The sequence below is a fragment of the Agromyces sp. Marseille-P2726 genome (assembly GCF_902809835.1).
Lineage (GTDB): Bacteria > Actinomycetota > Actinomycetes > Actinomycetales > Microbacteriaceae > Agromyces.
The window spans coordinates 308,843-331,637 of sequence record NZ_CADDWM010000012.1; the positions used below are offsets into that span (position 1 = coordinate 308,843).

Genomic DNA, 22,795 nt, shown 5'->3' on the forward strand with positions numbered 1-22,795 from the left:
ACGACCCCAACCGATGATCCTTCGCGGCCGAGCTTGTGACGCGTCAGAGCGGGAAGTCCTCGGCGTCGGTGCCGATCCAGTGCGGCGGGAGGCTCACCGCGGGCTGCTCGCGACGATCGCGACGGTCGGCAGCGGTCGTCGGGTCGTAGGTGAGGGTGGCCCCGCTCGCACGGACCTCACCACCCTCGAAGGGGTCGTCGACCACGAACGACATCGTGACGGTCGCCGCCTTTCCCGGCTCGGGGCCGGGCAGCGTGCAGACGCGGCCGGCGAACGTGGCGCAGCCCGCGGGCGAGCCGTCGGGAACGAGCCCCGCGGGCCAGTCGAGGTCGAGGCCGAGCGTGAAGGTGCCGTCGCGGTACTCCTCGATCTCGGACGCCGGCGCGGTTGCGGTGACGTCGATGGTCGCGGTCACCGACTCGCCCTGGCCAGGGTCTTCATCCGAATCCAACCGGACGTCGACATCGAACATGCGCTCGCTGACCACCAGGCCCTCGGCGCCCCGGATCAGCTGACCCACCTCGTTCGACGCGACATCGGTGAGCGAAGTTCCCGTGACGCGGAGCGGGCCGATGCCCCGAGCGTCGTCGGGATCGAACCACAGGCCGACCTCCCACGTGGTGTTCCCGGGGTCGTTCGCGTCGTCACTGAAGAAGACGGAGCACGTCGAGTCCTCGAAGGAGTTGCAACCCTGGGTCTCGAGGATCCCGTCGACGAACGCGGGCGGGCTCACCTGGAAGGCCATGGTGGTCGCTTGATCCGACCCGTCGCCCCGCATCGTGTGATGGATGATCACCCGGGCGTCCGGCTCTCCCTCGGATGGTTCGGCGTCGACCACCTCCATCCAGAAGAGGTAGGGCTCGAGCGCGATCTCTGCCGTGGCGGGCGCGCCGAAGTCGGCTTCGGGGCCCGTCTCGAGCGTCGTCGCCTCCTCCTCGTCGAGCGTGACCAGCCGCGTCGCGCCGGCCGTCACCGCGCCTGCGAAGCCGGTCGGCGGAGTCGCGAAGGTGAGCTCGGCCTCATTGCGGGCACTCGACAGCTCGATCAGGCATTCGTCACCCGACCGGGGCCGGCCCTCGAGTTCGCGGTCGGTCTCCGGGGCGACCCACGCCTCGCACTCGTCGTCGGTGAGGAGCAGCCCGTCGGGCCACTCGACTTCCATGGCGAGCAGGGAGTCGTCGGGTGCGTCATCGACCTCGGGCTCCAGCATGAAGGCCACGGGATCGCCCGCCTTCACGTTGTCGTCCGCAGTGGTGGCGACGACCATCTGCACGTCGGGCTCGGGCAGCGGCGGCTCGCTCGGAGTCGCGGAATCCGTTACCGCGACCGGCGTCCCCCGCACGCCGCCCAGCACGACTGCGGCGATCCAGACCAGCAGGGCCGCTGCGGCGACCGCTCCGACCGCGATCGCCGCCTTGAGCACCCAGCCGGCGAAGATGGGGAGCTGCGTGAAGGTTCCGTCGAGTGAGATCGACTGCCCGCCCTCCGGGGTGACGGTCACCACGAACGGATGCTGCACCGGCTCGCCGCGCCACAGCATCGACCTGGCGCGAACCGTGAGCTCCACGCTCTCGGTGGTGTTGGCCGGCAGCGCCACCCGCGACTGGTCGATGGACACCGCCAGCTCGCCCGCCGAGACGGAGACCTCGGCATACGAGTGCGCATTGCCGGCGTTGGCGATCGCGATCTCGGCATCACCGCCGCGCCGACCCTCGAGCGCCGGCTGCGAGAGCACCGCTGCGACGTCGCTGAAGGACTGGATGGTGGCGATCGACTCGACGACGAGGAACTCGTCGGGGTGTTCGGCGGGCACGATGTGGAACCGCACGATCAGGTCACCCACCGACCACCGCCCGGTGTGCTCGAGGGTGATCGTCGCCGTGGCGGTGCCGGTCTGACCCGGGTGCACGAGCAGCGTGTCGGGCTCGATGACGACGTGCTCGGCCGCCTCGTCGACCACCGTCAGGTGGTACGCCTCGACGTCGTCCCCATCGTTCCGGATCGTCAGCGTGAGCACCTCCGCCTGTCCGGGCGTGAGCGCGAGCGAGGTGGGCTCGATGTCGACCGTAGCCATGCTCCGACGCTACGGAGCGGCGCGCGTCGAGGGTCGTCCCTCCGACCCACCGCGGGGGCAGACCTCCTGCCCTTTGGGCCACCGCACGTCGATGTCGGAACGGGCGGGCCTACCCGCCGATGACCACGTTCAGCGCTCCTGGGCCGGGCGCGATCGGTGCTCCGTGCATCGTGAGGTCGCCCAGGCGCGCGGCGGGGAAGTTGCCGACGAGAACCGTGAGGCTGCCCTGCGCGATGCCGTTCGGAGCCGGTGACACGCAGGCGATGCCCCCGGGGGTCATGTTCGCCACGGCAGCGGGCATCCCCCCGATCAGTACGGTGGGGACCCCGGCCGCCGGCGTGATCGGCCCGCCGACGTGGGGTTTCAGCCCGTCGACGAGCGCGCAGAGGGCGACATCGCCGACGCGAAGGGCCGGACCGGTTGGCATGCCCTCACGCTACGCGCGCGCGGCGCGGCATCCCGAGCACTCGAGGACGGACGGTCGCGCAGCGAGCCTGCCCGTTGAGAGCGCGTTGAGTGCGCGAAGAGCGTACCCGGGCAGACTACCCACGTTCCCCTTCGGCGGAGCCCGAGGCTCCACGTGGTCACCGGGAGGATCCCATGTCTCGCACGACGGTTCGCGTGTACGCCCGCGACCCCATTTCAGAGGCCGGCGTCTCGAGCGCGCTCCGGCCACGCCCGGAGGTGCGGGTCGTCGCACCCGACGAGAGCGATCCGCCCGACGTCGTGCTCGTCATCGTGGACGCCGTCGACGAGGAGGCCCTGAATACGCTCCGCTTCGTCCGCCGCAACGGGGAGGCGAGGGTCATCCTGATCGCCTCGCACCTCGACGACCAGGACCTGGTGCGCGCCGTGGAGTGCGGCGTCGTCGGACTCGTGCGTCGATCGGATGCCACGACCGAACGCCTGCTGTCGGTCATCGCGTCGGCGGCCGCCGGCGAGGGCACCGTGCCGCCCGATCTGCTCGGCCGCCTGCTCGATCAGGTCGGCCGCCTGCAGCGCACCGTGCTGGACCCGAGGGGAATCACGTTCAACGGCCTCGCGTCGCGTGAGATCGAGGTGCTGAAGCTCGTCGCAGAGGGCTGGGACACGGCGCAGATCGCCTCGCGGCTCTCGTACTCCGAGCGCACCGTGAAGAACGTGCTCCACGACGTGACGACGCGCCTGCAACTGCGCAACCGATCGCACGCCGTCGCCTACGCCATGCGCGAAGGGCTCATCTGATCGTTCGTCGAGGAGCGCCGCGCGAAGGGCTCATCTGATCGTTCGCCGAGGAGCGCCGCGCGAAGGGCTCATCTGATCGTTCGTCGAGGAGCGCCGCGCGAAGCGCTGCATCTGATCGTTCGTCGAGGAGCGCCGCGCGAAGCGCTGCATCTGATCGTTCGTCGAGTAGCGACGCGCGAAGCGTGCATCTGATCGTTCGTCGAGTAGCGCCGCACGAAGCGCGACGCGTATCGAGACGCGGCAGCCCGTCTCGATACGCGTCCGGCTGTGCCGGGCGCTACTCGACGACCGAGGCGCGGGGCGCGGGGCGCTCCTCGACGACCGAGACGTCGGCCCGTCTCGATACACGTCCGGCTTCGCCGGGCGCTACTCGACGACCGAGACGCGGGCCCGTCTCGATACGCGTCCGGCTGCGCCGGGCGCTACTCGACGAGCGGGGCGCGGGGCGCCGGGCGCTACTCGACGACCGAGGCGCGGGCCGCCAGGCACCTGCCCGAGGAGGAATCCACCGCTGCCCGCAGGGGTGCCCCGAGCACGGGGCCGGAGGGCGCCGCGGCGCCGCACACTGAACGAATGATCGGCGAGATCGACGACGCCATCCGCGCGCTCGTCAAGGCGTCCGACGGCATCGCCGCCGACATCGACATCGCGCTCGATGCCCCGACCAAGGACTGGGCCGCGAGGCGCAATGCCCCGACCGTCGACCTCTTCCTCTACGACATCAGGGAGGACGCTCGGCGACGGGAGTACGGATTCACCGAGCAGCGCGACGACCGTGGTCTCGTCACGCATCGCGTGCCGGCGCCGCGCTTCTTCAAGCTCTCGTACCTCGTGACGGCCTGGACGCAGCGGCCCGACGACGAGCATCGCCTGCTGGACGCTCTGCTGCGCTGCTTCCTTCGCTTCGACGCGATCCCCGCATCGTTCGTCACGGCGACCCTCGCCGACACGGGACTGCCCTGCTCGCTCACCGTCGCCCAGCCACCACCGGAGGATCGCGCGTTCGCCGACGTCTGGTCGTCGCTCGGCGGAGAGCTGAAGCCCTCGCTCGACCTCGTGGTCCCCGCGCCCGTGGCACGAGGCTTCAGCTATCCCGCCGGCCCGCCCGTCACCGCCGGGGTGGAGGCGCAGATCGCCGCCGAGGACTTCGGGATCGAGGAGAGCTCGTCGCACGCGGCATCCGCGCTGCCGGCGATGCCCGGCGGAACCCCCTCGGAGGACTGAGATGATCGCCGACCCCAGCGTCGCCCACCTGCTGGGGCGGGTGGGGGCGATCGAGGATCGCATCCGTCGGCTGGTGGCGGCGCGACGTGCGGTCGACCCGCAGCCCGATGACCCCTTCCGCGGGCTCTACCTCAGCGACGAGATGCTCGATCGGTTGCTGGCCGGGGTGCCCGGTGTTCCGGACTGGTCGGATGCCTCGGCCCGCCTCGCCGAGACGGAGCAGAAGGCCGACCTGAGCGAAGCCGCGGGGCACCGCCTCCGCCTGCGTCGGCTCGCCGCCGCCTTCGACCTGGGCCCCATCGACGTGGACCTGCTGGTGATCGCGCTCGCCGCCGATCTGGACCCGCGCTTCGAACGGTTCTTCGGCTACCTCAACGACGACGTGGGGCGACGCCGGCCGTCGGTCGCGGTCGCGCTCGAGCTCTGCGGGGTGCCGCTGACCTCAGCCGGCGATCGGGCGCGCCTGATCTCCGGGCCGCTGGTCTCGGGTGGGCTCGTGATCGTCGAGGACGAGGATCGACCACTGCCGGGGCGCGCGGTGCGCGTGCCCGACCGGGTCGTCGGGCATCTGCTCGGTGACGACACCCCGGATCGCGCGCTCGACGGGGTACTGCGTGAACCGTCGGTCGTGGAGTGGGGCGACACTCGCCGCGTGGAGCAGGCGCTCGCCGCCGGCATCCGGCTGCTGTACCTGCGGGAGTCGGCGACCGGTTCGGGGGCGGCGGTGGCCGTTCGCGGCATCCGCTCGCGGGGTCTCGACGTCGTGCAACTCGACCTCGCCCGCCTCGGGACGGGGCACGACGCAATCGAACTCGCCCGGCTCGCGACGAGAGAGGCACGCCTGCGCGGGTTGGGCTTGATCGCGGCCCCGGTGACCGCCGAGACGCCGGCCGCCCTCGTCGAGGCGCTCGCCGATTCGCCGCAGCCGACCATCTTCATCGGCGACTCGACGTGGGACCCCGGCTGGTACCGGGAGCTACCGGCGATGGCCGACGTCCAACCGAGCACGACGGCCGAGCGCGTCCAGCTCTGGCGAACCTGGCTCGGTCCAGCGGCCGACGGGCTCGACATCGCCGAGGCGACCGGCCCGTTCCGACTGGGACCCGAGCAGGTGCAGCGCGCTGCCGACACGGCTCGAGCGCAGGCGACACTCTCGAAGACCGGCGTGATCACCGCTGAGCACCTCGCGGCCGGCGCCAGGGCCGAGAACGCGTCGGCGCTCGACCGGCTCGCCCGGCGCGTGTCGCCCCGCGTCGGATGGGACGACCTCGTGCTGCCATCCGGCCCGCTCCGCGCGCTGCGCGAGATCGAGCTGCGCGCCCGGCACCGCGAACAGGTGCTCGGCGACTGGGACATGCGACCCGGGGGCGGACGCGGCCACGGCGTGGTCACCCTGTTCGCGGGCGACTCGGGCACCGGCAAGACGATGTCGGCCGAAGTCGTGGCGGGCGGCCTGGGCCTCGACCTCTACGTGGTCGACCTCTCGACCGTCGTCGACAAGTACATCGGCGAGACCGAGAAGAACCTCGAGCGCATCTTCCGCGCCGCGGCGGGAACGAACGCCGTGCTCCTCTTCGATGAGGCGGATGCAGTGTTCGGCAAACGCAGCGACGTGAAGGATTCGCACGACCGCTACGCGAACGTCGAGAGCGCCTACCTGCTGCAGCGCATGGAGACGTTCGACGGGCTCGCGATCCTCGCGACGAACCTGCGGGCGAACATCGACGAGGCGTTCACCCGGCGACTCGACGTCATCGTCGACTTCCCGATGCCGGATGCCGCGCAGCGCACGCGCCTGTGGGACCGGAGCCTCGGCTCGTACGTGCGTCGTGCCGACGACATCGACCTCGAGTACCTCGGCCGGTCGTTCGAACTCGCCGGGGGCGGCATCCGTTCGGCTGCGGTGACCGCCGCGTACCTCGCTGCCGCCGACCGCGGCACGGTGCTCATGCGGCACTGCGTCGTGGCGGTGCACCGCGAGTACCGCAAGCTCGGCCGGCTCATCGTCGAGAGTGAGTTCGGCGCGTTCTGGCCGGAGGTGGTGGGCGAATGACTCGGGGTGCCCGCTCGGGCACGTCTCACTGCCCGAACGGGCAGACGGGCGACGCGCATGCCGGCCGCGCGGTGCAATGGAATCGGTCGATCATGGAGGTGCGCCATGCACGCACATGAGTGGGACGGCGTCGACGTCGAGGTCGGGCGCCGGGCGACAGAGACCGCACGGGAATCGACGGTGGCGGTGCACGGACTCGCCGAGCGGCGACCCGACGTGCTGAGCAGCGCGGCGATGATGCGGCTGCAGCGGGAGGCCGGCAACGGCGCGGTGAGCGACCTCGTCGAAGAGCAGCGCTCGCCGGTGCTCGACGTCGTCTCGTCGGGTGGTTCGCCGCTCGAACCGGCGGTTCGCACCGACATGGAATCGCGGCTGGGCCACGACTTCGGTGACGTGAAGGTGCACACGGATGCCGCGGCGCACGACTCGGCGAAGTCGGTCGGCGCGCACGCCTACACCGTCGGCAACAACGTGGTGTTCCAGCGCGACGCGTACGATCCCTCATCGCAGGCCGGCCGCACCACACTCGCGCACGAGCTGACCCACGTCGTGCAGCAACGGTCGGGACCCGTCGAGGGCACGCCGTCCGGCGGGGGCATCAGCGTGAGCGACCCCGGCGACCGCTTCGAGCGTGCCGCCGCCGACAACGCGACCAGGGTCATGAACGAGTCCGCGCCGGTGCAGCGGCAGGACGAGGCCGAGGAAGAGGAACCGGTGCAGGGCTCGTTCGTACAGCGCGAGGCTGAAGAGGACGAGGAGGAAGCGGCCGGCTGAGCCGCGACCCGCCGGTGCGCGGAATCCGAGTCAGTCCGGAGCCACCTGGGACGGACAGGGACGATGACGATCGCGCTGACGTCGAACCCCGAGGTCGCCCGAGCCGACTCTCGCTCGGGCGGAGCGACCCGCGGGGCGATGACCCAGGCGCTCGCGGCGGGGCGCCGACAGGCGACTCGTAGGTCGCCAGCAGCCGGTGCATCGGGGCGCGGGGCAGCGCTCCTCGAGCTGCAGCGGGAGGCTGGAAACGCCGCGGTGAGCGCCCTCCTCTCGGCCAGGATGCGCTGGCCGGGCGACGAGGCGATGGTCGAGATCGACCGCGCCCTCGTCGAGCTTCGGCGCGACGAGCCCGATGTCGAGCGCGTCGAACGCGGCCTCGAGCGCGCCAAGGCGGCGGGCATTCCGGTCGATCTCGAGGGCGTGCGACCGCCTGCATCGGCGCTGGCGGTCACGACGACCGGCTTCGGCCCGAGCGCGGTCGCGGCGAAGAAGCCCGTGCCGCCCCCGAAACCGGTGCCGCAGGTCTCGCCGCTCGGAAAGGCTGCGGCCGCGCAGCCGAAGGTCGCCGGATCGGCGCAACCGGGTGCGATTCCCGGCCCGACGACGGCGGGACCCGCGCCTGCGGCCGTGGGCGCTCCCGCCGGCCTGACCCGTGACAAGTTGTTGCTGCCCCCGGTGCCGCCCGCCGGGGTGAAGCCCGCACAGGACCCAGCGTTCAGCCAGGTGAGGGCGAATGTGAAGGGGTTCGCCGCTGCGAAGCGGGCGCATCCGCCGGCCGCGTCGAAGGCGAAGGAGGCCCAGGGTGCCGCCGTCGCCCCGAGCGACGACCTGGCCGGGCAGGCGAAGGCCGCCAAGGCCGACACGATGGACGCGCAGCAGCCCGGCACGTTCGACAAGAAGGCGTTCATCGCTGCCGTGAAGACGGCTATCGAGCCGAAGTCACCGAAGACGTTGAAGGAGGCTGACGACTACGCCAAGTCAGGCAAGGCGGGCGAGGTCAAGGGCGAGGTGAAGGGGCTCGTCACCCAGGGCAAGGAGGGGTCGGCGCACGACATCGAGGCGGCGACCGACGCGCCACCCGACACGTCGAAGGCCGTGGCGAAACCCGTCACCCCAATGGCTCCAGAGAACCCGGGGCAGCCCGTGCCGATCCCGGCGGCGGGCGCGGTTCCGAAACCAGTGCCGCCCGAGCAGGTCAATCTCGAAGCCGGCAAGCACGAGGTCGGAAAGGAGATGGCCGAGGCGAACGTCACCGACGAGCAGCTCGCCAGATCCGGCGAGCCCGAATTCCAGAGCGCGCTGGCCGACAAGAGGACCGCGGCGGCACATGCCGATGCCGCGCCCGCCGAGTATCGGGCCCAGGAGCAGGCGACGATCGCCCAGGGCAAGGCGGACGCGAACGCCGTGAGCGCCGCGGGTGTGCAGGGGATGCAGGGAACCAAGGTCGCCGCGCTGGCCAGACTGGTCGCCGACAAGGGCAAGGCGAAGTCGAAGGATGAACAGCGGCGCGCCGAGGTCACCACGAAGATCCAAGCGATCTTCACCGCGACCGAGACCGACGTGAAGAAGATCCTCGACGGTATCGACCCCAAAGTCGAGACGGAGTTCGAAAAGGGTGAAGCGAAGGCGAAGGCGGCCTTCGAGACCTATGTCGCGGCGAAGATGTCGGCGTACAAGAAGGACCGGTACGGCGGATGGCTCGGCGGCCTGCGGTGGGCCAAGGACAAGCTGTTCGGCATGCCCGACAAGGTCAACGAGTTCTACGTCGCCGGTCGGGAGCTCTACCTCAAGCAGATGGACGGCGTCATCTCCCGCGTCGCCGACATCGTTGGCGGCGACCTGGCCGCGGCGAAGCGACGGATCGCGAAGGGGCGGTCGGAGATCTCCACCTACGTGAAGTCACTCCCGAAGGACCTGCAGAAGGTGGGGTCCGAGGCGGCGAGCGAGATCGGCGATCGGTTCGAGCAGCTCGAGAGCGAGGTCAAGGACAAGGAGAACCAGGTCGTCGACACGCTCGCGACGAAGTACGTCGAGGCGCGGAAGGGGCTGGACGAACGCATCGAGGCGCTCCAGGCCGAGAACCGCGGACTCGTCGACAAGGCGATCGGCGCGATCAAGGCCGTGATCAACACCATTCGGCAGCTCGCCTCGATGCTCGCGAGCGTGCTCGCGCGCGCGGCATCGGTCATCGGCGACATCATCAGCGACCCGGTCGGCTTCCTCGGTCACCTCATCGACGGCATCAAGGGCGGCATCGACCGGTTCTTCACCAACATCACGACGCACCTCAAGAAGGGCCTGATGGGTTGGCTGTTCGGCCAGCTCGGCGACACCGGCATCGAGATCCCCGACACGTTCGACCTCAAGGGCGTGGTGAAGCTGCTGGCGTCGATCTTCGGGCTCACGTGGGCGAACATCCGGAACCGGCTCGTGCTGCAGATCGGCGAGAAGGCGATGGCTGCGGTCGAGAAGGGCGTCGAGGTCTTCCAGATCATCAAGGACCAGGGAGTGGCCGGCCTGTGGGACAAGCTCGTCGAGAAGATCGGCGATATCAAGGCAATGATCATGGAGCAGCTCGAGGACTTCGTGGTCACGCGGATCATCACCGCCGGTATCACCTGGCTGATCAGCCTGCTGAACCCCGCGGCCGCGTTCATCAAGGCCTGCAAGCTCATCTACGACGTCGTGATGTTCTTCGTGAACAACGCCGAGCGGATCGCGGAGTTCGTGAACACCGTCATCGACGGCATCGTCGACATCGCGAAGGGCAACATCTCGACCGTCGTCAGCAAGATCGAGAACGCGCTCGGCCAGATGGTGCCGATCCTCATCGGCTTCATCGCGAGCGTGCTCGGCATCGGCGGCATCGGCGAGAAGATCCGCTCGATCATCCAGGCCATCCAGAAGCCGGTGAATAAGGCGCTCGACTTCCTCATTCGCACAGGCTTGAAGCTCGCCGGGCCGATCATCCGCGGCATCAAGGGCATCAGCACCCGCGTGAAGGCGAAGGTCGCGGCGGGCAAGGCCTACGTGAAGGGCAAGGTCGAGGCCGGCAAGGCCTGGGCGAAGGGCAAGCTCGGAGGCGGCGAGAAGCCCGCCGCGACGCCCAGCTCGACGCCGAAACCCGGATCGGAGACGGTGCGCGGGAAGGTGGAGAGCACACTGCTGACACAGCTCGGGGAGCCGCACAAGCATCAGGAAATCCCCGCGATACTGGACGGTGTCGAGGCGACCTACCGCCCGGAGGGCGTGCGCCGCGTCGTCGAGGGAAGGCCGGACAAGGACGGCAACATCCCGATCCTCGTCGAGGCCAGCCCGCTCGAGCCGGCCGTCCTGCTGCGCCTGGCGCGCCCCGGGTACACGGTCCGTGCGGGCGCGACGCTGCGCTTCTCGAGCCCGGTCGAACTCACCACTCCGCGCCGATTCCAGACCGTGCGCGAGGTCGTCCCACGGTCGAAGCGTGATCCAGCCACCGGACGACGGCCCACGCGACCAGTGGCCCATCCCGGCGGTGGTGCCGTCAGTACCGCCTGGGGCGACTTCCCGGGCGCGCAGGTCGTACGTCCCGAGGGTCGTCCTGACACCCCCGGACTGGCGCCAGCGGAGCGGGTCTCGAGCGACGTCGTCCAAGTCGTGTCGCAGAACTTCCGCCTGGAATCCATGTCGCGCGAACACAACAACCATTCCCACGCCGAATTCAAGCTAGTGGGCCAACTCATGCGCGACGTCCCGTCGGAAGCCTGGGCGAATCTGCAATCGCTGCGGATCGACATCAACAGGATGCCCTGTGCACAATGCTGCATCACCTTGGGGGAGTGGTTCGGCACCTTCACTGGAGCCTCAGTCTCGATCCACTGGACCAGCCCTCATCCGGTGAATCCCACGGACGCGGTCAACTTCCCGACATCGGCGGAGGACCTCGCCCGGCTCGACCTGCCTGGCGTCGTGGCGCTCGGGCCGCCGGCCTGGTTCGCCAACCGCGCCGAAGCCGACATGGCGGCCAGCCTCCATGCGGTGCCCGCGCGTTGATCGCTACGGCGCGCGTCGGCGGACGGCCCGTGCCCATCGACTCCTGAAATGAAGGACGCCGCGCCCTGCGGAGTGTCCTTCATTTCAGGAGTCACCGCGACGAGTGAATCGGCGGGCAGGCGGTTCCGCGCTCGAATGCCCGATCGCGCAGCCACCGCTACCCACCCGCACGCACCGAAAGACTGCCCTCTGCGGCATCCGCTCACCGACGCTGGAACCACGCAATCCAGCGAAGGAGTCCGGGATGCCCACCTACCTTTCACCCGGTGTGTACGTGCAGGAGATCGACGCCGGGACACGGCCGATCGAAGGCGTGGGCACCGCGGTTGCCGCGTTCATCGGCATCGCGCCGAAAGGGCCCGAGAACCAGCCGACGCTCGTGTCGAACTGGACCCAGTTCGTCGAGCAGTTCGGCGGCCTGTACGAGGGCGCCTATCTGGCCTATGCGGTCTACGGCTACTTCCTCAACGGGGGTGGCAACTGCTACATCGTTCGCATCGGGACGGATGCCGTGTCGGGGGGCGGAAAGGGCGGCAAGCGCGAGCCCAAGCAGCTGGCGGCAGGTCCGCAGACTGCACGGATCGGCCCGTACGAGTTCACGGCCAAGAACGCCTCGCCCAATGCCAAGCCGATCAAGGTCGAGGTCGCCGACCCCGACGGTGAGGCGCCGGAGGATGGCACGTTCAAGCTCACGGTGACCGCCGAAGGGCGCTCCCCAGAGGTGTATGACGCAGTCTCGGCGAAGCCCGACCACCCCGCCTTCCTCCTCACGAAGCTCGCGCAGTCGAAGCTCGTGACGGTAGCGGAGACCGATCCCGGATCAGCCGGTGTGCGGCTGCGAAACGGCACGTTCGACCTCGCCGTGCCCGAGCCCGAGGAGAAGCCCATCGTGCTCGACGACCTCGGCGCGGCCAATTACATCGGCGACTCCGCCGACCGTACCGGGTTCAGCGGTCTCGAAGAGGTCGAGGACGTCACGATGGTGGCGGTGCCCGACCTCATGGCGGCGTTCGAGCAGGGCGCCATCGACCTCGAGACGGTCAAGGCCGTGCAGCAGGCTGTGATCGCGCACTGCGAGCTCATGGGCGACCGCGTGGCCGTGCTCGACCCACCGCCGCAGCTCTCAGCGCAGGAGATCGTGAACTGGCGTCGGGTCGAAGCCGGTCACGACTCCAAGTTCGCAGCGCTCTACTACCCGTGGATCAAGGTGCTCGACCCCGTCTCGGGGACCAACCGGTTCATGCCGCCGTCCGGGCACATCGCCGGTGTGTGGGCACGGAACGACAACGAACGCGGTGTGCACAAGGCGCCGGCGAACGAGGTCATCCGCGGCGCGATCGAACCGCAGACGCAGCTGACCCGCGCCGAACAGGAGACCCTCAACCCGATCGGCATCAACGCGATCCGCAGCTTCCCGGGGCGCGGTGTTCGGGTCTGGGGCGCCCGCACCCTCTCGAGCGATCCGGCGTGGCGGTATGTCAACATCCGCCGGCTCTTCAACTACCTCGAGAAGTCGATCCTGAACGCGACGCAGTTCGCCGTGTTCGAGCCGAACGATCCCGCCCTGTGGGGCAAGCTCACGCGCTCGATCTCGAGCTTCCTGATCGGCGAGTGGCGCAAGGGCGCGCTCTTCGGACGCACCCCCGACGAGGCCTTCTTCGTGAAGTGCGACGACGAGACCAACCCCGCTGACGTCATCGACGCGGGCCAGGTCATCTGCCAGATCGGCGTGGCCCCCGTGAAGCCGGCGGAGTTCGTCGTGTTCCAGCTCTCGCAGTTCTCGGGCGGCACGAGCCTCGTCACCGAATGACCCGATCACAGCCACCGCACCTCCACCGCCATCACTAGGAGCTAGACATGGCACTCGCAGATTCCTTCGATTCCTCTCCGGCGTACGCCTTCAAGGTCACGATCGACGGCATCGAGATCCCGAAGGTCACCGAGGTCTCGGGCCTCAAGAACGAGGTCGACAAGATCGAGCTGAAACAGCAGCTCGCCGACGGCAAGTACGTCGCTCGCCAACTCATCGGCCGGGCGAAGACCGGGGAGTTCACCGTGACGCGTGGGCTCACCGACTCGAAGACCATCAGCGACTGGCTCAAGGTCGTGATGCAGGGCGACGTCGCCGGAGCCCGCAAGACCGCGTCGGTCGAGCTGCTCGACTACGAGGGCAGCCCGCTGAAGAAGTACGAGTTCCGCAACTGCTGGGTGCGCTCGGTCGAGATCAACTCGCTGAAGGCGGGCGCAACCGAGCAGGCCACCGAGAAGTTCACGGTCTGCTTCGACGAGTCCGAGGTGACGTGATGCAGCGCGTTCTCGCGACCCGGCCGAGCGCGCGCGCCGACGAGGGCATCGGCCCCGAGGCATCCGTCGACGATGGCGCCATGCGCACCGAGTTCGCCTTCGAACTCCCGCGCGGGTACGTCGGCGCCGACGGCACGGTGCATCGCCGCGGCGTCATGCGCCTCGCCACCGCGCGCGACGAACTGCTGCCGCTCTACGACGCACGCGTGCAGGAGAACGCGGCGTACACGACGGTGGTGCTGCTCGGTCGCGTGATCACGTCGCTCGGCACGCTCGGCACGGTCGACGGCTCGGTGATCGAGAACATGTTCGCGTCGGATGTCGCATTCCTGCAGGACTTCTACCGGCGCATCAACGCCGAGGGGCACACCCGCATCGCGGTGACCTGCCCCGAGTGCTCCCACCGGTTCACGGCCGATCTCGCGGGTGGGCGCCTGGGGGAATCATGACGTACTCGGCCGACCGAATCCATGAGGAGGTCGCGTACGTCGCCTACCACTTCCACTGGTCGCTCGACGACATCCTGGACATGGAGCACGCCGAGCGCCTGCGCTACGTGCACGAGATCGCCGCGATCAACACGAGGATGAGCGAGGGGCGCTGACGCATGCGATGGCCCTGGCAACGCAGCGAACGGCGGGTGACGGATGCCTCGCCGCCGGTGCCGCCCGCGGGCTGGGCGTTCCTTCCGCCACTGCAACGACAGCTCACGGATGCCGCGCCGGCCACTCTGCGGCCGGCGTTCGTGTCGACGCTGCCGACCCGGTCCATGCCGACCTCGCTCGGCGCGCTCAGTCACCTGGTCGACGGCGGAGCGCCGGCGGGGACCTTCGGTGCCGACGACGCTGCGCTGGGTGCGCCCGTGCAACGCGCGGTCGCGACCGAGCTGAGCCTGCGGCATCCGCAGGGTGCCGGCGTCGGACGGATACCTCGGCCGGCTGTCTCTGCCGCGCTCGGCCGCGGCCCGGAGAGTTCGGCGGCGACGTTCGTGCTCGGCGAGACTCCTGAAACGAAGGACACTCCTGAAACGAAGGACACTCCTGAAGCGAAGGACACTCCTGAAACGAAGGACACTCCTGAAGCGAAGGACACTCCTGAAACGAAGGACACTGACGCGTCGTCGCCTGATACGCCCCGGCTTCCGCCCTTCCCCGAGACTGTCCAGCGGGTCGAGCTCGAGACCGAGGCCGAGCCTGAGGTCGTCTTCGCCGCCGGGACAGACGGATCTGGCGACGCCGAGGCAGACGTCGCGAGCGTGAGGGAGCTTGCGACCGATTCCGAGATCGCGGATCGGACTGAGAGCACCGCCGAGGCCCCGGTTGCGGCTCGGATCCCCACCCAGACCGACGCAGGGCCTCCGGCCGCCATCGCATCCGGACTCCTCGGTGATCAGCACGGACGCCCGCTCGCTTCCTCCGCTCACTCCGAGATGGACGCGCCGGTGGCGCGGCCGTCGCCGGGATCACGTCCCGTAGGCCTGGGTGCGCCCCTCGGTGGGCTGACAGTGCAGCGCTCAGCGCCGAGCGCTGGCGACGGGGTCGAGCCGATGCCCGTGAGCCCGGCAGAGCCCGACCCATCGCCCGCCGCCGGCCGAACAGTGGATCGTGACCCGTCAGCGGTTCGGATGCCCGCGCGTCCGGCCGGGCCCGAACCGACGTGGTCGGCGGCGCAGGCAGCACCTTCGCTGATCCACCCGGATATCCCCCCGCGGGCCGCCGCGACGTCGGCCGCGGAGCCGGCATCGGCGGAGTCACCGACGATCCGCCCGATGCTGCAGCGGTCCGTCCAACAGGTCGGGTACACCGTGCGGAACCCGGCAGCGTCACTCGGCGCCACAGGCCCGTCGCCGTCGTTGCAGCGCCAGGCCGGCCTCGGCGCGCCGCTCGCACCGCAGCGGGCAGCGGGTGGGCCGGCCGGTGCCGCCGCGCGACCCTTCACTGGCGCCGACACGTCGGCAGGCGGGGTGCCCGGCCCCCCGCCGGCTGATGCGATTGAGGCGGATGGCGAGGGGGAGCGCTTCGCGGTGAACGACGCGGCCGAATCCGTGCATCGCGGAGCAGAGGCGCCACGTCGTTCCGGCTCGACACTCGAGGCACAGCTCGCGAGGGAGAACTCCGCCTCAACCTCGCAACCGTGGGAAGTCTCGGGGATCGGCGAGACCCTTGGCGCCGCCGGTGAGGCGTCGGCGTCAGCGTCCTTCGATTCAGGAGTCCCGCCGGCCTCGGGCATCTCGCCTTCACTTCCGCTCCGTTCGGTCCCGCTCGTCGCCGCGCGCACGATCGTGCCATCGATCACCGCTCCGGCGCTCGGGCCCGCGGACGCGGCGGGAGCACACGGCAGGGTCGTCGTCGCCCGCGCGGTCGCACCGGATGCACCCGCCAGCGCACCAGCCGGCATTGCGGACACCGCGCTCACGCGCTTCGAACTTCGGATGCCCCAACCCGCCGTCGCGGCATCCGTCTCGCGATCGACCGAACCACCCGCATCACCGGCTGCGACCGCGACGACCGCGCCCACGACGACGGCATCGGCCGCTCCGATGGTGCAGCGCGCCTTCGGACTGCCGTCGCTGCCGTCCGCGCCGAAGCTCCCGTCGGTGCCCTCGATGCCCTCCGTCCCGTCCCTCCCGGATCTCCCGTCCCTGCCCGACCGCCCCGATCTCCCGTCGGCCGATGAGCTCCGCGAGCGAGCCGCCGAGGCGGTGCCCGACCTCGCCGAGCAGGTGCCCGGTGCAACGGAGGCGATGCGCACGGCGTCGGACACGCTGACCCGCGCCGGCCAGGCCCTCGCCCCGACGGCAGGTGGTACGGGAGCGTCCACCTCGTCGGGTCCCGAGAACGTCGAGCAGCTGGTGCGCAAGCTGTACACCCCGCTCGTGCGCCGGATCAAAGCCGAGCTGCTGCTCGATCGCGAGCGCCGCGGCATCCGCATCGACGGAATCTGAACGAACCACCGGAAGGAGGCGACGATGCTCACCGACACTGAAATCGCCGTCGGCGTGCACTACCTGGTGCACCTCGATGAGCAGGATCTCGGCGACTTCTCGAGCTGCGAGGGTCTCGGCGTCGAGGTCGTGCTCGAATCGCGCGAGGAGGGCGGCAACAACGGATTCGTCTGGCAGTTCCCCACGCGCCTGAAGTACCCGAACATCAAGCTCACCCGTCCGGTGAGCAAGCAGACGGCCGACAAGATCATCAACTGGGTGGTGGCCGCGGTCTCGGGCTTCTCACGCGGCACCGGTCACATCGAGGCGAAGACCGCCGACGGTGAGACCGTCGCGAAGTACGACCTGCACGACGTGATTCCCGTGCGCTGGACCGGGCCCTCGCTGAACGCCGACCAGCCCAAGGTGCTCACCGAGACGCTCGAGATCGCCCACAACGGGTTCGCCAACACGGCGTCGAAGTACTGAGGTCGCCATGCCTGTCACCTCCACCGCCTCCGACACCGCGGGTCTCGTGCATGCCGCCATCGAGGTGCACGAGCCGGGGCAGACGCCGGGCAAGGTCGGCGCGCTCCTCGACACGATCGAGTTCCAGTTGAACCCGAAAGAGGTGACCATCGCGAAGTCGGCGAAGTGGGAGAGCAAGAACCAGAAGAAGTCGGCGTCCGCCCCGCCCGCGACCTACCAGGGCCCGGAACCGCAGAAGCTGAGCGTCGAGATGTACTTCGACGAGACTCGCCAGCGCGACGGCAGCGTCGTCAAGCGCGTCGAAGCGCTGTTCCAGGCGTGCACGCCGACGACGAGCTCGAAGGACGGGAACAAGCCGTCGGCTCCGTGGGTGAAGTTCAAGTGGGGCGTGCTCACGGGATTCGTGGGATACATCAAGAGCGTGTCGGCGAAGTACACCCTGTTCTCGCCGAACGGCACACCGTTGCGGGCGGTGTGCACGGTGGCCCTCGAGGAGCTCGCGAACGAGCCCAAGAAGCAGAACCCGACCTCGGGCGGGCTGCAGCCGCGTCACGCGCACACGATCCGCGAAGGCGACTCGCTCGCGGCCATCGCCTACCGCGAGTACGGCGACCCGGCCTACTGGCGAACGCTCGCCGAGGTCAACGGCATCGACGATCCGCTGCGGCTTCGGCCCGGTCGCATCGTGCTGATCCCGACCCTCGAGGAGCTCTCCAACGCCGACGACCGGGAGAACGCCCGGAAGGAGATCGCTCGTGCCCTCCTCCACTGAGACCTACACGAGCCTCCTGCTGGTGTCCGTCGGCGGCACGACGCTTCCGCCCGCCGTCGCGGGCCTGCTCGAGCGCAGCAGGATCACGGATGCCGCGAACCTCCCCGATTCGTTCGAGCTCGAGTTCGTCGACTCCGCCGGGATCGTGCTCGAGCAGGGCGGGTTCACCATCGGGGCATCCGTCACGCTCTCGGTCTCGCAGAACGGCGGCGACGGACCGCAGAAGCTGCTCGACGCCGAGGTCACCGCGCTCGACCGGGAGGACATCGGGGGCGAGCTCCGCACGCGGGTGCGCGGGCTCGACCCGTCGCATCGGCTGTTCCGCGGACGCCGGGTGGCCGCCTATGTCGACATGTCGACCGCGGACATCGTGCAGAAGGTCGCGCAACGCGCCGGCGTCAAGGTCGGGTCGATCTCGGGGCCGGCCACCATCATGCCGCACACGACGCAGGACAACGTGAGCGACTGGGTCTTCCTCAAGCGACTGGCGGATGCCTCGGGGAGCGTGTTCTCGGTCGTCGACCAGAAGCTGCAGTTCGGGCCGCCGACCAGCGCGTCGACGGCGGGTTCGGGCTCGGAGACCGCCGACGACGACCCGATCGTGATCGAACACGGACGCAACACCGTCTACCTGCACGCCACGATCACCAGCGCCGAGCAGGTGCCCGAGGTCGAGGTGCGCGGCTGGGACGTCGCCGCCAAGGAGAAGGTGGTGTCGACCGCCCCCGCGAAGACGCAGACGACCGAACTGCCGACCCTCGACCCGGCGAAGGTCGCGCAGGTGTTCTCGAGCCCGCGGTATGTCAGCGGCGCCGGAGCGGGAGCGCAGCAGCCCCAGGACAAGCTCGCCGAGGCGATCGCGTCGCGCATCGCGGGCGGATTCGCCGAGGTCGAGGCGCAGATCCTCGGGAATCCCCGGATCCGCTCGGGCATCGCGGTTCGGCTCCGCGGCTTCGGGGCCCCGTTCGACGGGAAGTACACGGTCACCGAGACGAAGCACGAGTTCAGCTCCGAGCAGGGGTACACGACCACCTTCACCGTGTGCGATGCATCCGACCGCTCGCTCCTCGGCGTGGGGTCGGGGAGTGGCGGCCACGTCGCGGCGGCGGTGGGACTCGGGATGCCCGGCGTGGTGAGTGCCCTCGTGAGCGACATCTCCGGCGGCGACGCCGGCCAGGAGGGCCGTGTGCGGCTCACGTTCCCGTTCCTCTCCGACGACTACGTGAGCGGGTGGGCGCGCCTCGCGCAGCCCGGGGCCGGCGCCGACCGCGGCGCGGTCGTGCTGCCCGAGGTCGGCGACGAGGTGCTCGTCGCGTTCGAGTCGGGACGCTTCGACCGCCCGGTCGTGCTCGGCGGGCTCTACAACGGCAAGGACCTGCCGCAGGGCGGCTGGGCGTCGTTCGTGGAGTCGGGCAGCGTCGTGCGGCGCAGCTTCACCTCGCGCACCGGGATGGCGGTCGACTTCCTCGAGAAGTCGGGCGAGGAGTCCGTCCGGGTCTCCACGAGCGACGGCGCCCAGCACGTCACCCTCACCCAGACGGCCGAGAAGGGCATCCAGATCGTCTCCGAGGGGTCCGTCACGGTCGTCGCGAAACGCGACGCGACGGTCACCGTCGACGGCGATGCGACCGTGACGGCGAGCCAGGGCGGCATCTCGCTGGCGGCGAGGAAGATCGCGCTCGATGCGTCGTCAGAGCTCGCCATCGCGGCTCCGAAGGTCAAGGTCGACGGCGCCGCCTCGCTCGACCTGACCGGCGCCGCGGTCGCCGTGAAGGCCGCGGGCACGGCCGAGCTGTCGGCTTCGGGCGTGACCGTCGTCAAGGGCAGTCTCGTCAAGATCAACTGAGGGGGCAGCGGATGTCGCAGGAGTTCGTCGGCCGAGGGTGGTCGTTCCCCGTCCACGTGGATGTCAGCGGGCGCATCGCGCTCTCGTCGGACGCACGCGAGATCGAGGAGAGCATTCACCTGATCCTCGCCACGACGCCGGGCGAACGGCCGATGCGGCCCGAGTTCGGCTGCGGCGTGCACGATTACGTGTTCGCGCCGGCGGATGCCGCGACCGCGGGCGGGATCGGTGACGCCGTGCGCACGGCCCTCGCCATGTGGGAGCCGCGCATCGATGTCACCGGAGTTCGGGTGACGTTCGACCACGCCGATGAGGGCCTGCTGCTCATCGACATCGGCTACGAGATTCGCGGGTCGAATGATCCACGCAACCTCGTGTTCCCGTTCTACGTGATTCCCGACCGGACCTCGGAGCGTACGCCATGACTCTGCCTGCGCCGAACCTCGACGACCGCCGCTTCCAAGAGCTCGTCGACGACGCCAAGCGCCTCGTCGCCGCGCGCTGCCCCGAGTGGTCGGATCACAACGTCTCCGACCCGGGCGTGACGCTCATCGAGACATTCGCGTTCATGACCGACCAGTTGTTCTACCGGCTGAACCGCTTGCCCGACAAGCTGTACATCGCGTTCCTCGACCTCATCGGCACGAAGCTGTACCCGCCGACGGCGGCTCGGGCCGACATCGTGTTCTGGCTGGCGGCACCAAGGGACGAGGTCGTGGTCGTGCCGCAGCACACGGAAGTCGGCACGCGGAGGACCGAGCAGACGGAATCCGTGGTGTTCCAGACCATCGACGAGTTCCAGATCCCGCCTCGGTCGCTCGCCCACATCGGCACCAAGTCTGGCGACGCCGTGGTGGTTCGTGGCGCCCGCTCGGGTGCCGATTCGCTCGAGACGTTCTCGACCCCGCCGAAGATCGGCGACGAGTTCCTGCTCGGCCTCGACGATCCGGCGCCGGGACTCGCGATCAGGTTCCACTTGGACTGCGACGTGCGCGGCGTGGGCGTCGATCCCCGGGACCCGCCCATCGTCTGGGAGTCGTGGAACGGTGCGGGCTGGACGCGCTGCGACCTGGTCTCAGACCAGACCGGCGGGCTCAACCAGCCTGGCGACGTCGTCCTCATCGTTCCGCGCAGCCACGTGGCCTCGGCGATCGGAGGCGAACGGGCCGGATGGGTGAGGTGCCGGATCGTCGAGCGTGAGAAGACCGTTCCGAAGTACCGGTACTCGCCAGTGGTCAACGAGGCGTCGGCGGCGACCGTCGGCGGCCTCATCCAGGCGATGCACGCTCGCACCGTCGACGATGAGATCCTCGGTCTCTCCGAGGGGGTTCCCGGGCAGACGTTCGAGCTCGAGGACGGCCCGGTCATCGACGACGGAACGCCCTTCGTCGTCGACGTCGGTGCGGGAAAGGGCTGGGAGGAGTGGACGGAGGTCGACTCGTTCGCCGGCTCCGGCGAGGGTGACCGGCACATCATGATCGACCGTGCCCGAGCCACGGTGATGTTCCCGCCCGCGGTTCGCGAGCCCGACGGGAGCCTGCGCACGTTCGGCGCCACGCCGGCCAAGGGTGCTCCGCTGCGTGTCCGCCGCTATCGCGTCGGCGGGGGCCGAGCCGGCAACGTCACCGCGGGCAGGCTCTCGGTGCTGCGGTCGACCGTGCCGTTCGTGAAGGAGGCCGTGAACCGAACCGCCGCCCACGACGGCACCGACGGTGAGACCATCGAGGCGGCCAAGGTGCGGGGGCCGCTCGAGTTGCGCACGCGCGATCGAGCCGTGACGCTCGAGGACTACGAACAACTCGCCAAGCGTGCCGCGCCCGGGGTCGCCCGCACGCACGCCGTGGCCACGCCCGACACCCTCGGGGTCCGCCTCCTCGTCGTGCCGACCGCCGCCGTCGCTGAGGATGGCCGCATCGAGTTCGACGACCTGCTTCCCGGCGAAGACCTCCTCGGAACCATCGCGGCCGACCTCGAGTCCCGCCGGATCGCCGGAACGCGCCTCGTGATCGAGCGGCCCGAGTACCAGGGCGTCACCGTGGTCGCCACGCTCGTCGCCCATCCGAGAGTGGCCGTGGATCAGCTCAAGGCCGACGCGATGGCCGCCCTGCACAGCTACTTCGACCCGATCCGGGGTGGTTCGTCGGGGACCGGATGGCCGTTCGGCCGGCCGGTACTCGCCGGCGAGGTGTACTCGGTGCTGCAATCGCTCCCCGGCACCGAGATCGTCGACGAGGTGCTGCTGTTCGCAGCAGACCCGATCACGGGCGAACGCGGAGAGCCGGCGCAGCGGATCGAGATCGGCGAGAACGCCCTGGTGTTCAGCTTCGCGCACAAGGTGAACGTGACGGCGGGAGTCTGACATGCGCGGTCTGGTTCCGAACCTGGCAAGCCCGGTGCCGCTCATCACCCAGCTGCCCGCGATCCTGCAGGAGGATGAGTTCCTCGATGCGGCGCTGCCGGCGTTCGACGACCTCATCGCCCCGGTGTATTCGACGCTCGACAACCTCGACGCGTACGTGCGGCCCGAGTACGCCCCCTCCGACTTCCTCGAATGGCTCGCGGGATGGGTCGGCGTCGCGCTCGAAGGGGAGTGGACCGAGGAGCAGCGCCGTCGCATCGTTGCGGATGCCGTGGCGCTGCACCGTCGGGTTGGGACGGCGGGCGGCATCCGCGATGCCATGGAGTTGGCGGCCGGCCCGGGGGCGACCGTCGAGGTCGAGGAGTCGGGCGGCACCTCATGGTCGACCGAGCCTGGCGGAGCAGTTCCCGGGTCGGCCGAGCCGGGGATCGCGATCTCGGTCACCGTTCCGGGCGGCAACCGCACGGCCCTCGCGCGCCGCTTCGAACGTGTGGCCGCCGGCGTCGTGCCGGCGTACCTGCCGATCCGCCTGTCGGTCTCGGTGAGCGAAGCTCCTCCGGCGGCCCAGTAGCCAGCCCCCGGTGGTCGAGTAGGCAGCGCAGCAGCCGTATCGAGACCCCGACCCCGCGCACCCCCGGTGGTCGAGTAGTCAGCGCAGCAGCCGTATCGAGACCCCGACCCCGCGCAGCCCCGGTGGTCGAGTAGGCAGCGCAGCAGCCGTATC

The 22,795-nt window shown here is 69.8% G+C and carries 18 protein-coding genes; 16 read left to right on the forward strand and 2 right to left on the reverse strand.

Annotation, left to right across the window (positions count from 1 at the left end):
• Nucleotides 1–43: 43 nt before the first annotated feature.
• Together HUS56_RS07750 and HUS56_RS07755 are read right to left on the reverse strand one after the other, a co-directional pair.
• A complete protein-coding gene (locus HUS56_RS07750) occupies nucleotides 44–2,074 on the reverse strand; it encodes a hypothetical protein (protein ID WP_173922813.1) in 2,031 nt (676 codons plus the stop codon).
• Nucleotides 2,075–2,183: 109 nt separating this feature from the next.
• A complete protein-coding gene (locus tag HUS56_RS07755; protein ID WP_173922814.1) occupies nucleotides 2,184–2,501 on the reverse strand; it encodes a PAAR domain-containing protein in 318 nt (105 codons plus the stop codon).
• A gap of 173 nt (nucleotides 2,502–2,674) precedes the next feature.
• Between HUS56_RS07755 and HUS56_RS07760 the strand changes: the two genes are divergently transcribed.
• From HUS56_RS07760 to HUS56_RS07835, 16 genes are all read left to right on the forward strand, one after another.
• On the forward strand, nucleotides 2,675–3,298 hold the full coding sequence (locus HUS56_RS07760; protein ID WP_173922815.1) for a response regulator transcription factor: 624 nt from the start codon (nucleotides 2,675–2,677) through the stop codon (nucleotides 3,296–3,298).
• Between the two features lie 573 nt (nucleotides 3,299–3,871).
• The gene (locus HUS56_RS07765) at nucleotides 3,872–4,522 is read left to right on the forward strand and encodes a DUF4255 domain-containing protein (protein ID WP_173922816.1); all 651 of its coding nucleotides are present in this window, start codon (nucleotides 3,872–3,874) and stop codon (nucleotides 4,520–4,522) included.
• Between the two features lies 1 nt (nucleotide 4,523).
• Nucleotides 4,524–6,575 (forward strand): ATP-binding protein, encoded by a 2,052-nt coding sequence (locus HUS56_RS07770; RefSeq protein WP_173922817.1) that lies wholly within the window; start codon nucleotides 4,524–4,526, stop codon nucleotides 6,573–6,575.
• Between the two features lie 105 nt (nucleotides 6,576–6,680).
• The gene (locus HUS56_RS07775) at nucleotides 6,681–7,349 is read left to right on the forward strand and encodes a DUF4157 domain-containing protein (protein ID WP_173922818.1); all 669 of its coding nucleotides are present in this window, start codon (nucleotides 6,681–6,683) and stop codon (nucleotides 7,347–7,349) included.
• Between the two features lie 63 nt (nucleotides 7,350–7,412).
• A complete protein-coding gene (locus HUS56_RS07780; protein ID WP_173922819.1) occupies nucleotides 7,413–11,378 on the forward strand; it encodes a hypothetical protein in 3,966 nt (1,321 codons plus the stop codon).
• Nucleotides 11,379–11,622: 244 nt separating this feature from the next.
• Nucleotides 11,623–13,188 (forward strand): phage tail sheath subtilisin-like domain-containing protein, encoded by a 1,566-nt coding sequence (locus HUS56_RS07785; protein ID WP_173922820.1) that lies wholly within the window; start codon nucleotides 11,623–11,625, stop codon nucleotides 13,186–13,188.
• Nucleotides 13,189–13,235: 47 nt separating this feature from the next.
• The gene (locus HUS56_RS07790) at nucleotides 13,236–13,682 is read left to right on the forward strand and encodes a phage tail protein (protein ID WP_173922821.1); all 447 of its coding nucleotides are present in this window, start codon (nucleotides 13,236–13,238) and stop codon (nucleotides 13,680–13,682) included.
• Entirely contained in the window at nucleotides 13,682–14,131 is a 450-nt protein-coding gene (locus HUS56_RS07795) for a hypothetical protein (RefSeq protein ID WP_173922822.1), read from the forward strand. Before HUS56_RS07790 ends, HUS56_RS07795 begins: the two co-directional genes overlap by 1 nt.
• The gene (locus HUS56_RS07800) at nucleotides 14,128–14,286 is read left to right on the forward strand and encodes a DUF6760 family protein (RefSeq protein ID WP_173922823.1); all 159 of its coding nucleotides are present in this window, start codon (nucleotides 14,128–14,130) and stop codon (nucleotides 14,284–14,286) included. The genes HUS56_RS07795 and HUS56_RS07800 overlap by 4 nt, the downstream gene beginning before the upstream one ends.
• 3 nt (nucleotides 14,287–14,289) lie before the next feature.
• Nucleotides 14,290–16,626: a hypothetical protein gene (locus HUS56_RS07805; protein WP_173922824.1), complete on the forward strand. Its 2,337-nt coding sequence runs from the start codon at nucleotides 14,290–14,292 to the stop codon at nucleotides 16,624–16,626.
• 24 nt (nucleotides 16,627–16,650) lie between these two features.
• Nucleotides 16,651–17,094 carry a phage tail protein gene (locus HUS56_RS07810; RefSeq protein WP_173922825.1) on the forward strand — a complete coding sequence of 148 codons (444 nt, stop codon included), beginning with the start codon at nucleotides 16,651–16,653 and terminating at the stop codon, nucleotides 17,092–17,094.
• Between the two features lie 7 nt (nucleotides 17,095–17,101).
• The gene (locus HUS56_RS07815) at nucleotides 17,102–17,866 is read left to right on the forward strand and encodes a LysM peptidoglycan-binding domain-containing protein (protein ID WP_173922826.1); all 765 of its coding nucleotides are present in this window, start codon (nucleotides 17,102–17,104) and stop codon (nucleotides 17,864–17,866) included.
• Nucleotides 17,850–19,712: a VgrG-related protein gene (locus tag HUS56_RS07820; protein ID WP_173922827.1), complete on the forward strand. Its 1,863-nt coding sequence runs from the start codon at nucleotides 17,850–17,852 to the stop codon at nucleotides 19,710–19,712. Before HUS56_RS07815 ends, HUS56_RS07820 begins: the two co-directional genes overlap by 17 nt.
• 11 nt (nucleotides 19,713–19,723) lie before the next feature.
• Nucleotides 19,724–20,137, forward strand: coding sequence for a GPW/gp25 family protein (locus HUS56_RS07825; protein ID WP_173922828.1), 414 nt, complete (start codon nucleotides 19,724–19,726; stop codon nucleotides 20,135–20,137).
• Entirely contained in the window at nucleotides 20,134–22,071 is a 1,938-nt protein-coding gene (locus HUS56_RS07830) for a putative baseplate assembly protein (protein ID WP_173922829.1), read from the forward strand. Before HUS56_RS07825 ends, HUS56_RS07830 begins: the two co-directional genes overlap by 4 nt.
• A 1-nt stretch (nucleotide 22,072) precedes the next feature.
• Nucleotides 22,073–22,642 carry a phage tail protein gene (locus tag HUS56_RS07835; RefSeq protein WP_173922830.1) on the forward strand — a complete coding sequence of 190 codons (570 nt, stop codon included), beginning with the start codon at nucleotides 22,073–22,075 and terminating at the stop codon, nucleotides 22,640–22,642.
• The last annotated feature ends 153 nt before the right edge of the window (nucleotides 22,643–22,795 follow it).